Consider the following 17,609-nt stretch of genomic DNA (forward strand, 5'->3'; position numbering starts at 1 on the left):
TGAATTTCGTGTGACTTTTGCATGAGCTTTATGAATGAATCCAAGACGACTCACCCCTTCCATGTCGGTGCTTATCGCGTTTGAGGCCTCGGCGCGCCATGGCAGCTTCACCAAGGCGGCCGAAGAACTGGCACTGACCCAGAGTGCGGTCAGTCGCCAGGTGCAGGCGCTGGAGGCGCAACTGGAGGTGGCGTTGTTCAGCCGCGTGGGCCGGCATATCGAGCTCACCGCCGCCGGCGCCCTGTATCACCACGAGCTGGCCGCGGCCCTGGCCCGCATTCGCAACGCGACGCTGCAGACCATCGCCCACAAGGCCGGCGACGGGCCGCTGCACCTGGCGGTGCTGCCCACGTTCGGCTCCAAGTGGCTGCTGCCGCGCATGAATGACTTCTACCGCCGCCACCCCGGCGTGCTGGTGCACATGCATTCGCGCATTGCCCCGGCCGAGCAGGACAAGGATCAGATGCACGCCTTCATAAGTGTCGGCACCGGGCATTGGCCCGGTCATGTGGCGCATCGGCTGCTGTCCGAGACGCTGGTGGTGGTGGCCAGCCCTGGCGCCCTGCCCGGCTACGCCAGCCTGACGCCGGCGGACATCTCGCAGCAGGCTCTGCTAAGCGTGGTGTCACGCCCCCATGCCTGGGCCGACTGGTTCGAACAGAACGGCCTGCAGCACCGGGCCATGCGCATGGGGCCGGGCTTCGAGCTGACTGCCCACCTGATCCAGGCGGCGGTGGCCGGTATCGGCATCGGGCTGGTGCCACGCATCCTGGTGCAGGACGAGATCGCCAGCGGTGAGCTGGTGGCCTTGTTCGAGCCGGTGGACAGCGGGCGTGGCTACTACCTCACCTACGCCACGCGCTATCAGCAGTTGCCAGCGCTGCAGGCGTTCACCCAGTGGCTGCTGTCGGTCGAGTTTCCCGACAGCTGAGCGGCGTTACCGGCGCCATGTAGGAGCCGGCCTTGCCGGCGAAGGCACCGACGCCGTTGCCGCAAGGTGCGCGCTGCCCCCTTCGCTGGCATGGCCAGCACCTACCGGTTGCAGGGCACAAAGCCCACTGTGTTCGCTAGCGAACAGACGCCTGCGCCATGCGTCGCCACACTGGGGGCCAGACCCCGCGACGCGAGCACCTACAGGCCTTTATGGATAATTACTGGAGCCGTGCACGCGCCAGCCTGCGCAACGCAGGCCTTTGGCGCACCACCCCCCGCAAGTTCGAATACGAAGCCATCCTGCGCTCCGAACTGTTCAGCGCCGAGCAGATGGCCGCCCACGGCACCTTTCTGGCCCAGCACCACGCCCTCAGCCCCCGCAGCGGCAAGGACACCCTGCTGGCACGGCTGGCCGACAACGAACGGACCCTGGCCAGCAGCTGCGCGGTGCTGATCGCCGAACAGCCCACCGCGCGACGGGTCACGCCGGCGGCCGAATGGCTGCTGGACAACTACTACCTGGTCGAAGAGCACATCCGCATCGCCAAGACCCACTTGCCCAAAGGCTACAGCCGCGAGCTGCCACGCCTGGCCAACGGCGTGTCCAGCGGGCTGCCGCGGGTGTATGACATCGCCCTGGAAACCATCGCCCATGGCGATGGGCGCGTCGACGTGGACAGCCTGAGCCACTTCGTCGAGGCCTACCAGAGCGTCACCTCCCTGGCGCTGGGCGAGCTGTGGGCCATTCCGATCATGCTGCGCCTGGCGCTGATCGAAAACCTGCGCCGGGTCGCCTCGCGGGTCATGGCCAGCTGGGCCGACCGCAACCTGGCCAACGACTGGGCCGACCGCCTGCGCGAGACCGCCGGGCGCGACGCCAAGAGCGTGGTGCTGGTGCTGGCCGACATGGCGCGCTCGCAGCCGCCGATGACCGCCGCCTTCGTCGCCGAGCTCGCACGCCGCCTGCAAGGCCAGAGCGCCGCGCTGATCCAGCCGCTGACCTGGGTGGAGCAGATGCTCGCCGAATCCGGCCTGAGCATCGAGCGTCAGGTGCAGCTCGATGCCCAGCAGCAGGCAGCCGACCAGGTCTCGGTCAGCAACAGCATTGCCAGCCTGCGCCTGCTCGCCACCAGCGACTGGCGCGAATTCGTCGAGCACATGAGCCACGTCGAACGGGTGCTGCGCAGCGATCCTGCCGGCATCTACCCAGCCATGGACTTCGCCAGCCGCGATCATTACCGGCATGTCATCGAGCGCCTGTCCCGGCACAGCGCACAGTCGCAGGCGGCAATCGCCCGCGCCGCCGTCGAACTGGCCGCCGGTGCGCCCAGCCCGCTGCCACACGCCAGCGCCACCACCCATGTGGGGTTCTACCTGGTCGGCGCCGGGCGAGCGCAGCTCGAGCGCCGCGTGCACGCCGGCGTGGCGCTGGGTGAACGTTGGCGGCGCCTGCTGCATCGCGCGCCACTCACGTTCTTCCTCGGCCCGGTGGCGCTGCTCACGCTGGGCCTGAGCGCACCGCTGCTGTACACCACGCTGCGCGATGGCTGGCCACTGGCAGTGCTGCTTGCGCTGGCCCTGCCCACGCTGGTGATGACCAGCCGCCTGGCCATCGACCTGGTCAACTGGCTGGTGACCCTGAGCGTGACGCCCCGCCTGCTGCCGCGCCTGGATTTCAGCGAGGGCCTGCCCGCTGAGGCGCGTACTTTGGTGGTGGTGCCCACGCTGATGGCCAATGCCGCCGATATCGAGGAGTTGGCAGAGGGGCTGGAAGTGCGCTTTCTGGCCAATCGTGACGATTACCTGCACTTTGCCCTGCTGACCGATTTTCTCGATGCGCCCAGCGAAACCCTGCCTGAAGACGCCGCGCTGATGGCCCTGGCCGCCAGCCTGATCGAGGGCCTGAACCACAAGTACCCGAACGATGCGCGCTTCGTGCTGCTGCACCGTCCGCGGCGCTGGAACCCCGCCGAGCAGGTGTGGATGGGCGTGGAACGCAAGCGTGGCAAGCTGGCCGATCTCAATGCACTGCTGCGCGGGCATGGTGAGGGGCGCTTCATGTTGCAGGTGGGGGATGTCCAGGTGCTGGAGGCGGTACGTTACGTCATCACCCTGGACACCGACACCCAGCTGCCGCGCAATGCGGCCCGCCAGTTCGTCGGGGCCATGCAGCACCCGCTCAACCGCGCCCAGGCCGGCAGCGGTTACGCCATCCTGCAACCGCGGGTCGGCATCAGCCTGCCCAGCGCGGCGCGCTCGCTGTATGCGCGACTGTTCGGCAGCGACGCCGGCGTCGACCCGTACACCCGCGCAGTGTCGGACGTGTACCAGGACCTGTTCGAACAAGGCTCGTTCATCGGCAAGGGTATCTACGACGTGGATGCGTTCGAGCAGGCGCTGCAAGGCTGCCTGCCGGACAACCGCATCCTCAGCCATGACCTGATCGAGGGCTGCTACGCCCGCAGCGGGTTGCTCAGCGATGTTCAGGTGTTCGAAGAGTACCCGGCCCGCTACAGCGCCGACGTCAAGCGCCGCCACCGCTGGATTCGCGGGGACTGGCAACTGCTGCCGTGGGTGCTGCCCTGGGCGCCCACCGCTGGCGGCACCTATGCGCGCAACCGGCTGGATGCCCTGGCCCGCTGGAAGCTGTTCGACAACCTGCGCCGCAGCCTGGAGCCCGGTGCATTGCTGTGCCTGTTGCTGTGGGGCTGGCTGGCCTCGGGCCGGCCCGGGCTGTGGACCCTTGCCGCGCTGTTGCTGGTATTGACCCACGCGGTGCTCGGCACCCTGCTGGAGATGCTGCGCAAGCCTGTCGACGTACCCCTAGCGCAGCACCTGTGGGCGGCGCTGCGCGGCTGCGCCCTGCATTTCGCGCGCGCCGGCCTGCACCTGGCCTGGTTGCCGTATGAGGCCTACTACAGCCTTGACGCTATCGTGCGTACGCTGTGGCGCATGCTGGTCAGCAAGCAGCGCCTGTTGCAATGGAGCCCGTCACGGGAAGTCGAACGCACCAGTGTCAATCGTCTGGGGGCTCTGTACCGCAGCATGTGCAGCGCCCCGATACTGGCCCTGGTCGTGGGCCTGTGCCTGCTGCCAAGCCCCATGACCCTGGCCCTGGCGGCGCCCTTGCTGCTGGCGTGGCTGGCCAGCCCGGCACTGGCCTGGTGGATCAGCCGCCCCTCCCCGCGCGCGCACTTCGACCCCACTGCCGAAGACCTGCGCTTTCTGCACAACCTTGCGCGCCAGACCTGGGCGTTTTTCGAGCAATACGTCGGCCCCGACGACCACTGGCTGCCCCCCGACAACGTGCAGGAACTGCCGGTTGCCCGCATTGCCCACCGCACCTCGCCCACCAACATGGGCATGGCCTTGCTGGCCCACCTGGCCGCCCACGATTTCGGCTACCTGGGCGGCGGGCGGCTGCTCGAACGCCTGCAGTCCATGCTCGACAGCATGGACGGGCTGGAGCGTCACCAGCGCCACTTCTACAACTGGTACGACACCCTCACCCTGAAACCCCTGCCACCGCTGTACGTCTCCACGGTGGATAGCGGCAATCTCGCCGGTCTGCTGCTGACCTTGAAGCCCGGCCTGCTGGGCCTGGCCGACACACCGCTGGATGACCCGCGCCAGGCCCAGGGGTTGCTCGATACCCTGGACGTCTTCGGCCAGGCCTTGACCAGTGCCGGCCTGCCCGCCAACGAGGTACAGGCGTTATGCCGGCGTCTGCAGGCACCTCAGCCACACGATCTGGTGCAACTGCTGCAGGACGCACTCGACCTGCCGGCGCCCGCTGACGATCCGGATGCGCGCTTCTGGTTCGACAGCCTGCAACGTCAGTGCACCGAGCAGCGCGACGAACTGCTGCGTTTTGCCCTGCCTGCCACCAACGAACCGGGCACGCGGCCGCCGACCGGTTGCTGGCGCGACCTGGCGCGGCTGGACGCCGAGCAGTGGTGCGCTGCCGATCGCCCGCAGGTGCTGCAGGTACGGGCCCTGGCCCGCCAGCGCATGCAGCAGGCGGCCCAGCTTGCCCAGCGCGTCGAGGCCATGGCCGACATGGACTTCGGCTTTCTCTACGATGCCCGCCGCGAGTTGTTCGTGATCGGCTACAACGTCGATGAGCGACGCCTGGACAGCGCCTTCTACGACCTGCTGGCGTCCGAAGTTCGCCTGACCAGTTTCGTGGTCGTCGCCCAGGGCCAGGTGCCGCAGGAAAGCTGGTTTGCCCTGGGGCGCCTGCTGACCAGCAATGCCGGGGTGCCGGTGCTGCTGTCGTGGTCCGGCTCGATGTTCGAGTACCTGATGCCGATGCTGGTGATGCCCAGCTACGAAGGCACCCTGCTCGACCAGACCTGCCAGGCGGCCGTCACCCGCCAGATCGAGCATGCCAGCCAGCTGGGCACGCCCTGGGGCGTTTCGGAGTCCGGCTACAACACCGTCGATGCGCACTTGAACTACCAGTACCGCGCCTTCGGCGTGCCGGGGCTGGGCCTCAAGCGTGGCCTGGGCGAGGACAACGTGGTCGCGCCCTACGCCAGTGCCCTGGCACTGATGGTCGCGCCCGCGGCCGCCTGCCACAACCTGCGGCGCCTGGCCAGGCAGGGGGTGGCCGGGCGGTTCGGGCTGTACGAGGCGGTCGACTACACCCCGGCACGCCTGCCCCCTGGCTCCGATGCCGCCGTGGTGCGCTCGTTCATGGCACACCACCAGGGCATGAGCCTGCTGGCCCTGACCTCGCTGCTGCTGGGTCAGCCCATGCAGCGGCGCTTTGCCGCCGAGCCGGCCTTCCAGGCCTGTGCCCTGCTGCTGCAGGAGCGCGTGCCCAAACGCGCCACGCAATACCTGCATGCAGCCCAGGCGCCTACCGTCGACGATGCCAGCCAGGGCAATGAAACCAAGCTGCGCGTGTTCACCGACCCGGACCGTCGTCGGCCGGCCGTGCAACTGCTGTCCAACGGGCGCTACCACGTCATGGTCAGCAATGCCGGTGGCGGCTACAGCCGCTGCAACGACATGGCGGTAACGCGCTGGCGCGAAGACATCGCCAGCGACAGCCTTGGCACCTTCTGTTACCTGCGCGACGTGGCCAGCGGGCATTTCTGGTCCACGACCTACCAGCCCACCCAGCATCGCGCGCACAGCCAGGAAACCGTGTTCACCGATGCCCGCGCCGAGTTTCGCGTGCGCGAGTTCAACTTCGACTGCCACACCGAGATCGTGGTGTCCCCCGAGGACGATATCGAGCTGCGTCGCCTGCACCTGACCAACCGCGCCCGTACCCGGCGCACCCTGGAGCTGACCAGCTACGCCGAAGTGGTGCTGGCCTCGGCCATCAGCGATGCGCTGCACCCGGCGTTCAGCAAGCTGTTCGTGCAAACCGAGCTGGTGCGACCGCTGCAGGCGATCCTGTGCAGCCGGCGTCCGCGTGCCAGTGACGAAGCCGTGCCGTGGATGTGCCACCTGCTGGCAGCCCACGGGGCGGACATCGAGCAGATCTCCTACGAAACCGACCGTGCCCGCTTCATCGGCCGCGGCCGCACCCTGCAGGCGCCGGCCGCGCTGACGGACACCTGCGAGCAGCTGTCCGGCACTGCCGGCGCGGTGCTCGACCCGGTCGTGGCCATCCGCTGCCGTATCAGCCTGGAGCCTGGCCAAAGCGCCACCATCGACCTGGTCACCGGGGTGGCCGACAGCCGCGAGGCCTGCCTGCACCTGATCGACAAATACCGCGACCGGCATCTGGCCGACCGGGTGTTCGACCTGGCCTGGACCCACAGCCAGGTGCTGTTGCGCCAGCTCAACACCTCGATGGCCGATGCCAGGCTGTTCGAGCAGATGGCGGCCTCGGTGCTGTATGCCAACCCTGCATTGCGCGCCGAAAGCGCCGTGCTGGCCAGCAATCGGCGCAGCCAGTCGGGGCTGTGGGGCCAGGCGATCTCCGGGGACCTGCCCATCGTGCTGGTGCAGATCGCCGACCCGGCCAACATCGAGCTGGTGCAGCAGATGGTCCAGGCCCATGCCTACTGGCGCCAGAAAGGCCTGGTGGTGGACCTGGTGATCTGGAACGAAGACCAGGCCGGCTACCGCCAGCAACTGCAGGACCTGATCATGGGCCTGGTGACCTCCGGGGTCGAAGCGGCCCTGCTGGACCGCCCGGGCGGCATCTTCGTGCGTCCTGCGCAGCAGCTGTCCAGCGAAGACCGCACGCTGATGCGCTCGGTGGCACGCCTGATACTCAACGACAGCCATGGCAGCCTGGCCGAGCAGGTCCACCGGCGGCGCATCGAGCCGGCCCTGGCGCCGTTCACCCCCAGCCTGCTGCAAGGGCCGCAGAGTGCCGGCTACACGCTGCAGCCGCTGGCCATGGCGCCCACGCTGGGCAACGCCTACGGCGGCTTCAGCGCCGACGGCAGCGAATACATCATCAATCATCGCCCGGGCCAGCCGACCCCGGCGCCCTGGGTCAACGTGCTGGCCAACCCCGGGTTCGGCAGCATCGTCTCGGAAACCGGCGGTGCCTACAGCTGGTACGAAAACGCCCACGAGTACCGTTTGAGCCCCTGGCACAATGACCCGGTCAGCGACCCCAGCGGCGAAGTGCTGTACCTGCGCGACGAAGATTCCGGGCAGGTCTGGTCGCCGACCCCGGCGCCCTGCCCGGGCAGCGGCGCCTACCGAACCCGCCACGGCTTTGGCTACAGCGTGTTCGAGCATGTGCAGGACGCCATACACAGTGAGCTGTGGGTGTTCGTGGCGCTGGATGCGCCGGTCAAATTCTCGCGCCTGGTGCTGCGCAACACCGGCGATCGTGCGCGACGCCTGTCAGCGACCTGCTACGTGGAATGGGTGCTGGGGGACTTGCGCAGCAAGTCGGCCATGCACGTCGTCACCGAAGCCGACCCGTTCAGTGGGGCGCTGTTTGCGCGCAACGCCTACTCCATCGAATTCTCGGGGCGCGTGGGGTTTCTGGACTGCGACTGGCCCCAGGCCGGCCTCAGTGGTGACCGGGTCGAGTTTCTGGGGCGCAACGGTACCCTGGCCGACCCGGCAGCCCTGCGCCGGGCGCGCCTTTCGGGGCGCCTCGGCGGCGGCATGGACCCCTGTGGTGCGCTGCAGGTAAGCGTCGAGCTGGCCCCTGGTGAAAGCCGCGAAGTGGTGTTCCGCCTGGGCGCCGAGCAGGACGCCAAGGCCGCCACCCGGCGGGTGCAGCAGTACCGCGGCGTACGCGCCGCCAACGTCGAACTGGCGCGGGTCACGCAGCACTGGCGCACCACCCTGGGCAGCCTGCGCATCCACACCCCGGAGCCTGCGCTGGACGTGCTGGTCAACGGCTGGCTGATGTACCAGGTGATTGCCTGTCGCTTCCATGCCCGCAGCGGCTATTACCAGTCCGGCGGTGCATTTGGCTTCAGGGACCAGTTGCAGGACAGCATGGCCATGGTGCACGCCGACCCTGCCAGCAGCCGCGCCCACCTGCTGCTGTGTGCCCGCCACCAGTACGTGCAGGGCGACGTGCAGCACTGGTGGCACCCGCCGATGGATCGCGGCGTGCGAACACGTTGCAGCGACGACATGCTCTGGCTGGCCCTGGCCACCAGCCGCTATGTGCAGATCACTGGCGACACTGCGGTGCTGAACGAGCCCGTCGGCTATCTGGACGGTCGCGCACTCAACAACGGCGAGGAGTCCTACTACGACCTGCCCGGTCATTCGCCCCTGCAAGAGCCCCTCTACCAGCATTGCCAGCGCGCGCTGGAGCACGGCCTTTGCGTCGGGGCCCACGGCTTGCCGTTGATGGGCAGCGGCGACTGGAACGACGGCATGAACAAGGTGGGCGAGCACGGCATCGGCGAAAGCGTATGGCTGGGCTTTTTCGCCCACGAGGTGCTGCGTCGGTTCGCCGAAACGGCGCAGTTGCATGGCGATGCCCGCTTTGCCCAGCGCTGCGGCGAGCAGGCGCGGCGGCTGCGCAGCAACCTGCAGGCCCATGCCTGGGACGGCGCCTGGTACCGGCGTGCGTACTTCGACAATGGCCAGCCCCTGGGGTCGGCCAGCAACCAGGAGTGCCGCATCGATTCCATCGCCCAGAGCTGGTCGGTGCTGTCGGGCGCCGCGCCCCTGGATCACTGCCGCAGTGCCATGGCGTCGCTGGACCGCCACCTGGTGCGGCGTGATATCGGCATCGTGCTGCTGCTGGACCCGCCGTTCGACAAGGGCACGCTCGACCCCGGCTACATCAAGGGCTATGTACCGGGGGTTCGTGAAAACGGTGGCCAGTACACCCACGCCGCCGTGTGGGCGAGCATGGCGTTCGCCCGCCTGGGCGACGGCGCCCGCGCCTGGGAACTGATGCGCATGATCAGCCCCCAGAGCCAGGGCCATGCCACCCGCATCGAAACCTACAAGGTGGAGCCCTACGTGATGGCGGCGGATGTCTACGGTGTGGCGCCCCATGCCGGGCGCGGCGGCTGGAGCTGGTACACCGGTGCGGCCGGATGGATGTACCGGCTGATCGTCGAATCGCTGCTGGGGGTGGAGCGCCAGGGCAACACCCTGCTGCTGCAACCGCTGCTGCCGCCAGGATGGTCGGGCTTCAGCCTGCAGTACCGGTATGGCGCCAGCGTTTATCACATCGATGTGCACCACGGCACACAGGCCGTACAGGTGCTGAGCCTGGATGGCGGGGTGATCGACGGCACAAGCCTGTCGCTGGTCGATGATGGCGCCGAGCATCAGGTCACCTTGCTGTGCGCTGCATCGGCAACCGCGACGTTACCCTTGCTAAAGGGAGTACCCTAGGGCCTTACCCTATGGATGCCGGCCCCATGTCCCATGATCCAGCCAGCGGGCAGAACCATCTGCTCGCCGCCCTGCCCGACCCGGTACGCGAGCGGCTGCTGCCGCACCTTGAGCAGGTTGCCTTGCCGCTGGGCAAGGTGATCTACGAGCCGGGCGACAGGCTGACGCATGTGTACTTTCCCACCGATGCCATCGTTTCGCTGCTGTATGTCATGGAAAACGGCGCCTCGGCGGAGATCTGCGTGGTGGGCAATGAGGGGCTGGTGGGCATTGCGGTGTTCATGGGCGGCGAAAGCACCTCCAACCGTGCCGTGGTGCAAAGTGCCGGGCTTGCCTGGCGCTTGCCGGGCCAGCGGCTCAAGGACGAGTTCGACCGCCATGGCGAGCTGTTGCTGCTGATGTTGCGCTACACCCAGTCGCTGATCACCCAGATGGCACAGACCGCCGTGTGCAATCGCCACCACTCGATCGATCAGCAGTTGTGCCGCTGGCTGCTGCTGTCGCTGGACCGCCTGACCGGTAACGAGCTGAACATGACCCAGGAGCTGATCGCCAACATGCTGGGCGTGCGCCGCGAAGGCGTCACCGATGCGGCCGGCAAGTTGCAGCGCCTGGGGGTGATCGAGTACAGCCGCGGGCACATCAAGGTGCTCGATCGGCCGCAGCTGGAACGGCTGAGTTGTGAATGCTATGCGGTGGTGCGCAGTGAAACCCAACGCCTGTTGCCCTATTTGCCGTTACGTACCTAGTTTTCCATACCCAGCACCCTACGGTACGTAACTCGTCACCGGTGCCAGGTTCTTGTAGAACCTCAATGCCTGATCATTTATTCCAAAGCAAAAGCCGAGAATCACATGGCTGTCGTTATTGTTCAGGTAGCGGCCAAACTCCACCTCCGTCATTCCCTTGAGGTCGACTACCCTCACTCTTCCTCCCACTGCGCCACCATGGGTCGCCGTATCCGATAGGAAAAAATCTGAATTGATCAAGGTTGATCTGCGGATGCCATTACTGGCCCAGTTGGCTCCATCGGGTGCGCCGTGAGAGCCCGAAAAAATCAAGATCTCCCGTGGAACGGCATTCACACTCGTTCTACGGCGGAAATAATTCAGGGGCGTATTGAAGTTTTTTCCTGCAACGGGGCGGTTGCTACCGAAGATGATTTTATCCTGCCCCGTCGAAAAGCTTTTCCAGGCCCCCTTCGGTGCCGAACTCAGGGGTTGCGTGGTCACAGTCGGCAGGCTGGAAAACTTCGAAGCGCTTCTTTTCAGCAGTTGACCATTGCGCAGGCCACCCACTAGGCGATTGGCCTTCGCGGCAACTTTTGGCGCAGACGACCCAATCGACATACCTAACGAAGCCAGGCCTGTTCCGAACGATATCCAGCCCAGAATGCCCGCAGCCTTTTCGTTGCCACTGGCCTCAAGCGCCATCGACGCAGCTCCGCTACCCAGGGCAATGGCTTCCACCGCTACCGCTGCCACCGATACGGCTCCTGCAATGGATGTGGTGGCCACCGCCGCGACAGCGCCTGCCGCAGCACCTGCAGTACTCGCACCGGCACCGAGCAAAGCTGTGTACGCCGCACCTACCGCAGGCGCTGCGGTGCCGGCAGTCACGACCACTGCAATCGCCCCCATCACCAGCCCGATACCAGCCACGACCCAGTTCCACCACGCATGCCCGTCCGGGTCAACGCGGTTGACCGGGTCGCCGCTGCAATACGCATAGCGGTTCAAGCCGCCCGCACCATCGGGGCTTGCACTGTCGGGGCTGAGGAACATGAACAGGCACGGGTCGTAAGGGCGGTTGCTGCCGGGCATGTACAACAGACTGTCGGTTTCGCGCACTTCACCGGCGTAGCCCACCCGGCTTTGCGCGGTGCCGTTGTCCAGGCCATGTGCGCTGTAACCCACAAAGCAATTGCTGTCGCCGGTTTCAATCTGCACGCTGCCTTGCCCATCGCTGGCGCCGATCACAACCGTGCGTACCGCCTGGCTCAGCAGGGTCTGGGCGAACACGGTGCTGCCGGCACGCATCAAGGTCAACCAGCCCTGGTCGCTCTTCTCGTTGACCATACGCTGGCCGTCATAAAAACGGTGGCTCGTGGTGCCATTGACGCGGGTCTCGATCAGACGGCCCAGCGGGTCATACGCATAGTCGCAGGTACTGGTGCCGTCCTCCCGGCGCGTCAGGTGCCCCTGGCTGTCCCAGGACAATGCCCGCCACAGTTGTCCGTCATGCCGCTCCCTTGTCAGTTGACCAGCGGCGTCGTATTCAAGGTCGATGATCAGAGCCTGCGGCCAGCTGTGGGTGATCTGAACCGGACGATCTGCAGCCACATCGCTGTCGTAGGCGAACCTCATGTGGTTGCATTGACCATTCTCGTACTCGGTGTCGATCTGTTCATAACCGTCGAGCGCATTGAAACAGAACGTCTGGCGACGAATGCGCTGCCCGGTGCGGGGGTCGGTGACCAGATGAGGCCCTTGCGTGGTGGCTTCGACCAGGCGATTGCGCACGTCGTAGCGGTAGTGCTCTTCGCTCAACAAGGTAGCCTGCTCCGCCTCCAGCGATTCCCACGTGCGTGTCGCTAACTGATCCTGCTGGGTCCAGCTCAAGCGCTGGCGAAAGCGCTGCATACCCGAGATACCATGGCACACCCATGTCCGGGTGTACTCACGGCCCAGGAGGTCGTAGGTCAGGGTCTGCTGCTGTGACTGGCCGTGCTGGCCGTCGGTGGTGAGGGTCTGCGCCAACCGACCGAATGCGTCGTAGCCCAGTTGCAAGGCCAGCGGGCCGCAGTGCTGGCCACTGATACGCCCCACGGCATCGTAGGTGCAGTAAGTCATCTGGCCGTGTACATCGGCAAACGACAGCACGCGACCGTTCAACGAATACTGCCAGCCGCAGGTATGGGGCTGTCCTGCATGGTGCCAGTGCTCGGCACTGGTCACACCCGAGGCGGTGAAATCCCAAGCTATCTGCCCCAGCCCGCCGGTGGCCCGGGTAAGGCGACCGTGGGGCGGGCTGTAGGTGAAGGTACTTTCACTGTTTTCGCTCGGCCGCGCGATGCGCTTGAGCTGATAATCCAGCTCGGGTTCATAGCCGAAGTGCGTGACACTGCCGTTGGAGCGTGTGAGTGCTTCGGGAGGAATCTGCCCCGACACATACGCCAGGGTTTCCTGCTGCCCGCCGCAATCGCGCGTCAGGGGGCGATCCAGGCCATCGAACGTCTGCTTGAGCAGCAGCGTCTCTCGGGTTGCGGTGCATAGTGAAAGGGTTGCAATGGCATCGCCATCGCTGTGGGGGGCGAAGCGCCATTTCACGCGGCTGTGGTCTTGCAGGGTACGCTGCGCGACCCGGCCGTCACGGTCGTAGACGGTGGACGTGGTGCGCTGCTCGCCATCGGGCGTTTCTATCGTATGGGCTACCGGACGCTGAAGCGCGTCGAGTGTCCAGCGCTCCCGGCGCAACAACGGGCCACCCCCAGGCTCATGCAGCTCCACACGTTCGACACTGCCGCTTGCATTCAGGTACAGCGTGGTGCGAGGCCCTTGCTCCCCGGTGGCGCTCTGTTGCCAGGACACTTGGGTACGCTGGATGGGGTCGTGCTTTGTATGGTCCACCGTGCCGTCTGCATGCTGCACCCGGCATGCGGAGCCCCAGTCATCGTAGGCGGTGAGCACCGTACTGCTACAAAACGGGGTGTTCTGGGCGGCAGCCCAGTCCTGCGAGGTCTCACTGGTGACATTGCCCTGTACGTCGTAGGTCACTCGGCGCACTTCACGCAGGGGGGCACCGGGGCTGTCCAGAAACTCGAGCAGTTCGCGCACCGGGCGTCCCTGGCCATCCAGCTCCACACGCAGGCGCTGGCCGTTGCTGTCGGTCTGCTCGACGTACACCGTTCGATCACGCTGCAGGCCAACCAGCTGGTAGGTACAGCGGGTGCTGGTCGCATACGGCGTGTTCGCGCTTTCTATGCGGCGTATGGTGCGGCCCAGTGCGTCGTGGTCAAAACGGGTCACGGTACCGTGTTCGTTGCGTTCTTCGATGGTCAGGCCCGTCAGCACGTGGCGCAGGGTCGATGAGCTGATTACCAGGTGGTCATGGCTGATCCGTTGCTGGGTTTCGCACAGCAACGGGCCTTCGAAGGTGCGCAGGAAATTCGTGGTGGCGGCGTAGCCGTTGTAGAGCGTGACACTGGATATCGGTAGGCCATGGAACGGGCTGTCGGCTGCCTGCTCGACACGCTGCAGGATTCTGGCCGTTTCAACTTCCCCGCTATCAATCGCTTCCCGAGCCACTTCGCTGTCCAGCACCAGGTGCTGTCGATCCTCTGCCTGGCGCTTGTGCAGCCTGACGTAGGCATAGTCGGTGTGCGCCACATGACCCGCTGACCGTGCATCGGGTGCCGGGGCAGTAGTGGTGAAGCGCTTGAGCCAGCGCACGAACCTTCCCCCGTCATCCGGGCAGCCCTGCGCGCCACCCAGCGGATAGTATTCGCGGCTTTCGCTGCGCCCATCGGCGAATCGCTGGTTCAGTACATTGCCATAGGCATCGTATTCGCACGTGTCGCGTTCCTCCCTGAACCGGTTGCCGGTTTCATAGCGGGTAATGCGGGCAATCGGCAGCTGACACCAGGCCGGCTGGTCGTCCCAACCCACTGCAGGGTCGTCTGCGTACACGCTCTGCTGGCAAACCCTGCACTCGCCGCGCACGGTCAACTTCTGCGTCTGCAGGTGATAGTGATTCCAGGTGTATTCGACACTTTGCACCTTGCGCCCCTGTTCGTCGTGCAGGGTTTGCAGGCATCCATAGTCATAACGTGGCAGAAGATAGAGGTTGTCCTTGCCGTCTGCCCATTCACCTGCCGAGACACCCCCGTAGCCAAAGCAGTTGTTGGAGCCGATCAGGGCGTAGGTGGTGTAGGCCACCGGCTGGGCCGCACCGGGGTCGTGCCGATGTGTGGACACCCTGGGCAAAGCGGTCAGCGGCGCGCCCTGTGGCAGCCGAAGCCCATTGTTCCCCGTGGCGTAATCGACTTCGTCCGTGCTGCCCAGCGGCCCCAGCACCTTGCTCGGGAACAGCAATCGGCTTTGCGGATCCTGCCAATAAGTGAAGGCCCAGCGGTTGCCGCCATCAGGCAGGATCAGCTCATTGAGCCGGTCACTTCGCAGCAGCGTGACGACTGTGGTGCTGTCAGAACCCGGAAACATCACGAAGCGGGTTTCATCCCTATCATGCTGGACGTCCAGCAACAGACGTTGCTCGTCGCGGATGGTCCACAGCAGGTAGGGGCCACTGCCTGCAAGCCATTCAAGGTACGCGCGGCGCCCCTGGGCAGAAACGATCTGCTTGAGCATGGCCATGCCGCTGTTGTCCTGGACCTCGAGGTACTCGCAGACGCCATCCTTGTAGTCGATGCGAAAGCAGCGAGCCCTGTCGTCAACGGTGAACACCTCGAACGAACACAGCTTCTGGTCTTCGAACACCAGTTGCCCGCCCTTGCTCAAATCCGAACGGTCGCTATCGAACTTGAACGTGTCGCCCGAATTGATCCGTAGCTGACCGGTGTTGAAATCGAGCATGGACAACCCGAGCGTCCAGCCGAGGCCATACCCGCTGTCGGTGTGCGAGCCCAGTGGGCTGAAATGCAGCGCAGGTTGAATGACCGGCCCGGCAAGGTGGTTGGCGTGCAGTGCCGGCAGCCCGCAAGCCAGCGTGAACTGGCTGGTTCTGGGGTCCACGCCGGTGCTTACATGGCTCAGAAAATTACTCGCCTGGGTGTAGAGCGCGCCGGCGCGCAGGCGCCGAGTAACGTCGTCAGGCCTCGTCATCCGTGGCGCTCCGGCTTTCGGCACCCGTTGCCAGCGACAGCCGCAGGCTGCGTGAGCCGGACGCAGAGGTATCGGCGTAATGGATCATCAAGGTGTGGTCGTTGCCATACGCGTCAACGAACAACAGCGGGCGCGGGCCACCTTGCTCTCGGGAGGACTGGCTATGAAACGGTATGTTGTTGCCCCCCTGAAGTACCACGACGACGCTCTGCGGGCGTATCCTTGACACGCTGGGCACTGGCCTGAAGTCGACGCCCAGCTCGATCAGAGGGTTGTAGGACACCTCGCTGTGGCCCGGGGCGGCGTAGCCGACGTGGGAGGCCCGGGTGTCACTGGGCGAACGCACGGCCCACTGGATCATCCCGAAACCCGTAGGTTCCACGGCACGCAAGGCCACCCAGGTGCTCAGCACATATTCCCAGATGAAAAGATCGGAATTTCCCTCACCGCCTACCAGTTCCCGCTCAAAGCTGTAGTCGTCAAGGCCGAACACAGGGATGGGCTTTGTGCTGATATCGACGTGCTCGTCGAAACTGGTTTCGCTGCCGTCCGTGACGTAGAAGTACTCTTCAGCGCCCTGTATGCGGGTGATGCCCGCCCAAAGGGTGACATTGGTGCCCGCAAGGGCACGGGAATGCACGTAGAACCGGCGGGTGTAGACGGCAAGTGCTTCGCCCTCTGAAACTGCATGCGCGCTGGCCTGTGCTGACGTGGCTGGGTAGTAGTCGTAGGCGTTGCGTACCGTCCTGTAGAACCATTGGGCTTGCCCGTTATCCTCGCACTGCAGCGCAGTGTAGGTACCGTCATCGTTGCGTAGCAGCAGGCACACGCTGTCGAGCTCTTGCTGGGAGACGTCCTGATTGGTGCGTGGCTGTATTTCCACTACAACTTCCACCTGCTGGCGCAGATTCGGGTAAAGGTGTCCCGTTGGCGAGCCTAGTCTCATACGTATCTGCGACAGCCAACTCCCCAATGGTGGCGCAGCTCGCGAAGATGCAAGCGCCTCGAATGATCGGGGAGGCACCCCTTCAACGGTCAAGGTATACCCCCACGGTGCCTGGTTGCTTGCATTCGGGTCTTCGGAATGCAGGTGCACCGACAGATCGAAGCGGTTGCCATAGACATCCATGCCGTAGGTGTAGCTTTGCTGGAGTCTCTTCAGAACGACGTTGAAGTAGGCGATCATGCCCACCGCAATACAGATTGCGTCACGCGGTGATCTCAGGGGGCTGAGAAGGTCGTAGTAGGCCATCATCATTTCGGTTGAGCCCACGATCGTGGGGGTCGATGCCGTGCTGTTGGGGGCTCCGATGCAGGTTGCCTTGTTCAAGTGGAGCGACGATCCATAGGCGGGTTGTTGCATGCTGTGGATCTTCACGACATTGGCGGTTCGTGGGTTCTGCAATGTAACGTAGGTATTTTCGACACGTGCCGCACGCCCTCCGGCCTCTGAGGAGGCGCCCTGGAACACCACCACAGGCCTGGATACGACCAACCCGTGCCCTACCCTGTATTGCGTTGGTTCTACAGCCTCTATCTGAACGCTGCTATTGAAACGCCCTCCTTCGCCTTGGCCACCATACGGGACATCAAGATTGTTGGTCGTCCAGACTCTGCTTTGCACTCTGATCCTGGCTGCAAACTTGAACACCGTGCGCGCATCAACACTGGGGTCCAAATGCAGGTAGCGTACAAAGGTCTGATAGTCATTGCTGTCAGTATGTTTTTTTTTTGAAGTCTTGCCACTTCTGACGGTGCCTTCATCATAAGGCAGTATCCCGGTTTCGGGCGGCTGCGTCCCAGAAACCCACCCCCCGGGCGCGGTGATGTACGGAATTATCTCGAGGCCGCCAACTGGTAACAGTACCACTTCGCCATACGAGTTACGGGCTTGTAAGGTTATGATCACTTTTGATTTTTGACGACCATTCGCGAACAGATGTGCTTTGGCATTCTGTTGTCCTCTGAACGCATCTGCCTCGATCAGAAAATAACTCAAGGTTGCAACTGCAGTGTCTGTAACGTGGGCCATGA

5 protein-coding genes are annotated in these 17,609 nt (G+C 64.9%); 3 read left to right on the top strand and 2 right to left on the bottom strand.

Annotation, left to right across the window (positions count from 1 at the left end; genetic code table 11):
• Positions 1–34 precede the first annotated feature (34 nt).
• The 3 genes from NP552_RS01280 (at position 35) to NP552_RS01290 (ending at position 10,484) form a co-directional block, all read left to right on the top strand.
• Complete coding sequence (locus NP552_RS01280; RefSeq protein WP_078480977.1) at positions 35–931, top strand: LysR substrate-binding domain-containing protein; 897 nt, start codon at positions 35–37, stop codon at positions 929–931.
• Between the two features lie 212 nt (positions 932–1,143).
• Positions 1,144–9,735, top strand: coding sequence for a glycoside hydrolase family 94 protein (locus NP552_RS01285; RefSeq protein ID WP_274096317.1), 8,592 nt, complete (start codon positions 1,144–1,146; stop codon positions 9,733–9,735).
• A 26-nt stretch (positions 9,736–9,761) separates the two neighbouring features.
• Complete coding sequence (locus tag NP552_RS01290) at positions 9,762–10,484, top strand: Crp/Fnr family transcriptional regulator (protein ID WP_043862791.1); 723 nt, start codon at positions 9,762–9,764, stop codon at positions 10,482–10,484.
• A gap of 18 nt (positions 10,485–10,502) precedes the next feature.
• Here the strand turns inward: NP552_RS01290 and NP552_RS01295 are convergent, their stop codons facing one another.
• Both NP552_RS01295 and NP552_RS01300 read right to left on the bottom strand, forming a co-directional pair.
• A complete protein-coding gene (locus tag NP552_RS01295) occupies positions 10,503–15,575 on the bottom strand; it encodes an RHS repeat-associated core domain-containing protein (protein ID WP_274096318.1) in 5,073 nt (1,690 codons plus the stop codon).
• Entirely contained in the window at positions 15,562–17,607 is a 2,046-nt protein-coding gene (locus tag NP552_RS01300) for a hypothetical protein (protein ID WP_123752682.1), read from the bottom strand. The genes NP552_RS01295 and NP552_RS01300 overlap by 14 nt, the downstream gene beginning before the upstream one ends.
• Positions 17,608–17,609: the final 2 nt, after the last annotated feature.

It is taken from the genome of Pseudomonas sp. 8209 (genome assembly GCF_028682105.1).
Classification (GTDB): Bacteria; Pseudomonadota; Gammaproteobacteria; order Pseudomonadales; family Pseudomonadaceae; genus Aquipseudomonas; species Aquipseudomonas palmensis.

Coding starts and splice junctions, on each gene's coding strand:
- NP552_RS01280 (WP_078480977.1), top strand. CDS start 35: ATGAATCCAAGACGACTCACCCCTTCCATGTCGGTGCTTATCGCGTTT.
- NP552_RS01285 (WP_274096317.1), top strand. CDS start 1,144: ATGGATAATTACTGGAGCCGTGCACGCGCCAGCCTGCGCAACGCAGGC.
- NP552_RS01290 (WP_043862791.1), top strand. CDS start 9,762: ATGTCCCATGATCCAGCCAGCGGGCAGAACCATCTGCTCGCCGCCCTG.
- NP552_RS01295 (WP_274096318.1), bottom strand. CDS start 15,575: ATGACGAGGCCTGACGACGTTACTCGGCGCCTGCGCGCCGGCGCGCTC.
- NP552_RS01300 (WP_123752682.1), bottom strand. CDS start 17,607: ATGGCCCACGTTACAGACACTGCAGTTGCAACCTTGAGTTATTTTCTG.